This window comes from Hydrocoleum sp. CS-953, from assembly GCF_002260545.1.
In the GTDB taxonomy this organism is placed as follows: Bacteria; Cyanobacteriota; Cyanobacteriia; order Cyanobacteriales; family Microcoleaceae; genus Trichodesmium.
In genome coordinates, this window is the sequence record NZ_LGSU01000188.1 from 1 (window position 1) to 2,382 (window position 2,382).

Sequence of the window (2,382 nt, forward strand, 5' to 3'; positions counted from 1 at the left end):
AAAAAAATCTTTATTTGTAAGTGGATAAGTAAGCTCAGGTAAATCATAATCACAAAAAGTAAAAAAAGTAACAAGATACATAACTGGAGAGGCAGACTCAGGTAAATCAAATTTGTGTGAAGCGATCGCTCAGTCTCTAAAATTTGAAGGATTACCAGTAGCTACTCTGGCACCTGGCACAGCGAAGGAAATCCTATTAGGAGTTTGTGAGGATTTGGGAATAGACCCCCATGATGAGAATGAAAAACCTATGTCTGTACCTGCAATGAGAAATGAACTGACTGCGCATTTAAAATCTAGAAGTTGTTTTTTGATTTGTGATAATCTGCCTCAGATTCCAGTATCTTTAAGATTGTGGCTAGATAAACTTTATATTGCTGGTCAATCAATACTCGGAACTGGTAAAAATAAGCCTGAGAAAGATGTAATTTTTAAATTAGTAAATTTAGATTTAGAGCCTTTACAAGATAAAGAAATTATTCAATTAATGAATAAAACTGCTCACGATTTAGGTATAGAAATTAATGCTAAAGAATTAGCTCAAAAAGCTTCTGGAAACCCTGGAGTAGCTATCAAATTAGTCAAAGAATTTAACTGAGAGTTAGAAGGAATTGAGGTTAAATCTCCAGAACAGCAACATCAAAGGTGGTTCGCTTTAGACAAATGGATAATACTATTAATAGCAATGCTAGCTTTATTTACGTATGCTGGTAGAGACCCATTATTAAGACTTGGTGGTAGCGCAATGGTACTATCTAGATTTGGTTCGCAAGTAGTTCGGTACACTCCCAAGAGGTCTTGACAAAATATGCTAGCTCCTACTCATTCAGCTTTTTCAATACTCTGTACTGCTGCTGTTTTGCAAACTGTTAATCCAGTAATTTTAGGAATTGCTGGAGCAGTTGCATTGCTACCAGATATAGACCATTCTAAGAGTATTTCTGGTAGATTATTTTATCCAATAAGTAAATTTATTTCTGCTAGATTTGCTCACAAAACTATTACTCATAGTTGGATTGCTGTATTGATTTGTTTGTGTTTATCATCTATTGTGTGAGTGTTTGCTCCAGCTTTTTTGAGAATCAAAGTAAACGGAAAGCGTCGCCAGACAGCAGCTCTGCCAGAATTTAACAATCTACGAGCTACAGTTGGTGGGCAAGGTTGTAATGGTTTTTTGTTTGTATCTATAACGAAAAGGTAATTAGTGTTAGACATTGTGGTGTCTATTCCTTTTCAGTAAAGTGTTCCTCGATCATGTTGGCCAGGCTTGTTGATGCTCTAAACACTATCGGTACAAAACCTACTTCCGATTGGCGCTTAATAGCGCTGTCCTTAATTTAGAGCGACCAACACATAAGCTGGAGTTGACTTATGGTGGTCGTGACCAGCCAACGTAGTCAGTTAAGACTCGATCTGCAACCTTTGAGAGACAATTCCTAAAAATATCTAGGATTGGCTAGGTTTTTCAAAGGTGATTCCTGACTACATTTTGCTAATCAACTAAGGCATGAATCAGAATATCTGTAAGAGATTTTTGCTTAATTTCATACCATAATTTTGTATCTACAATATCACATTTTGCACCAGCATCAACAAGATGATCGTCCAGGTAAGTCAGATGTTCTTTTGTAATTGGGTCTTCTCCTATCTGTAAAAAACTAATTCCTAATTCATAACTATTTTCTGTACCTGGAATTAAATCAATTTTTTCAGTGGCATTCATAATTAGATCGATTAATAATTCTTGCTCGTCAGATATTTTGTCTACTAATACTAAGATAATATCTCCATTTTTAGTTTGCTTTGCATCTCTACGCTGAAAATAGTCATCAATAGCATCTTGTAAACTACTTACTAAATCGATTGTTTCGGGAGGATTTTTGAGTTGAAATAGTTGGGCTAATTTTATGACTTCTGTGTTTGTATGCTTTATAAAAGGATTAGATGCAAAGTAAACTGTAATTCCATCATGATCTAATAATTGACAATGTTTTGCTAAATCAATGATTTTTGTTTGTGCTGCCACCCAATGTTCATAATACTTATAGGAAGAAGACCAGCTTTCAGGACTTCTGGCAAAAATAAATGTGTAGTCTCTATTTTTCAGTAATGAATTGTTATCAAACATATACTTTCTACCTAGAATTTTAGTTAGGAACAATTAGCTTTTTGTACTATGATCAAAATAGTAGCAACCTGAATTGATATATGTCTATTAAATTAATCTGAAATTACATAAAATAGAGAGTCTCGACCGCTTTTTCTCTATGAATGGAGAGGCTTTGTACCTTAATTTTTCGGTAATTATAATCAATAGCAATGGGAATAAGTAGTGATATCAAATCCGGTTAATTGGATATAGAAGCCATTTGGTATAGCGTT

The 2,382-nt window shown here is 34.3% G+C and carries 4 protein-coding genes; 2 read left to right on the forward strand and 2 right to left on the reverse strand.

Going from position 1 to position 2,382, the window contains the following annotated elements:
* The first annotated feature begins 79 nt into the window (after positions 1-79).
* Together AFK68_RS01535 and AFK68_RS01540 are read left to right on the forward strand one after the other, a co-directional pair.
* Entirely contained in the window at positions 80-598 is a 519-nt protein-coding gene (locus AFK68_RS01535) for an AAA family ATPase (protein WP_371357196.1), read from the forward strand.
* A gap of 210 nt (positions 599-808) precedes the next feature.
* Positions 809-1,057, forward strand: a complete 249-nt coding sequence (locus AFK68_RS01540; protein ID WP_094671085.1) for a metal-dependent hydrolase — start codon at positions 809-811, stop codon at positions 1,055-1,057.
* On the opposite strand, the gene AFK68_RS01545 is transcribed toward AFK68_RS01540, so the two are convergent.
* Positions 1,006-1,215, reverse strand: a complete 210-nt coding sequence (locus tag AFK68_RS01545; RefSeq protein ID WP_094671087.1) for an RRXRR domain-containing protein — start codon at positions 1,213-1,215, stop codon at positions 1,006-1,008. The genes AFK68_RS01540 and AFK68_RS01545 overlap by 52 nt on opposite strands.
* Before the next feature lie 277 nt (positions 1,216-1,492).
* On the reverse strand, positions 1,493-2,128 hold the full coding sequence (locus tag AFK68_RS01550) for a hypothetical protein (RefSeq protein WP_094671089.1): 636 nt from the start codon (positions 2,126-2,128) through the stop codon (positions 1,493-1,495).
* Positions 2,129-2,382: the final 254 nt, after the last annotated feature.

What these genes read in the sequence shown, in the direction of transcription:
- AFK68_RS01540 (WP_094671085.1), top strand. Translation starts at nt 809, where the DNA reads ATGCTAGCTCCTACTCATTCAGCTTTTTCAATACTCTGTACTGCTGCT.
- AFK68_RS01545 (WP_094671087.1), bottom strand. Translation starts at nt 1,215, where the DNA reads ATGTCTAACACTAATTACCTTTTCGTTATAGATACAAACAAAAAACCA.
- AFK68_RS01550 (WP_094671089.1), bottom strand. Translation starts at nt 2,128, where the DNA reads ATGTTTGATAACAATTCATTACTGAAAAATAGAGACTACACATTTATT.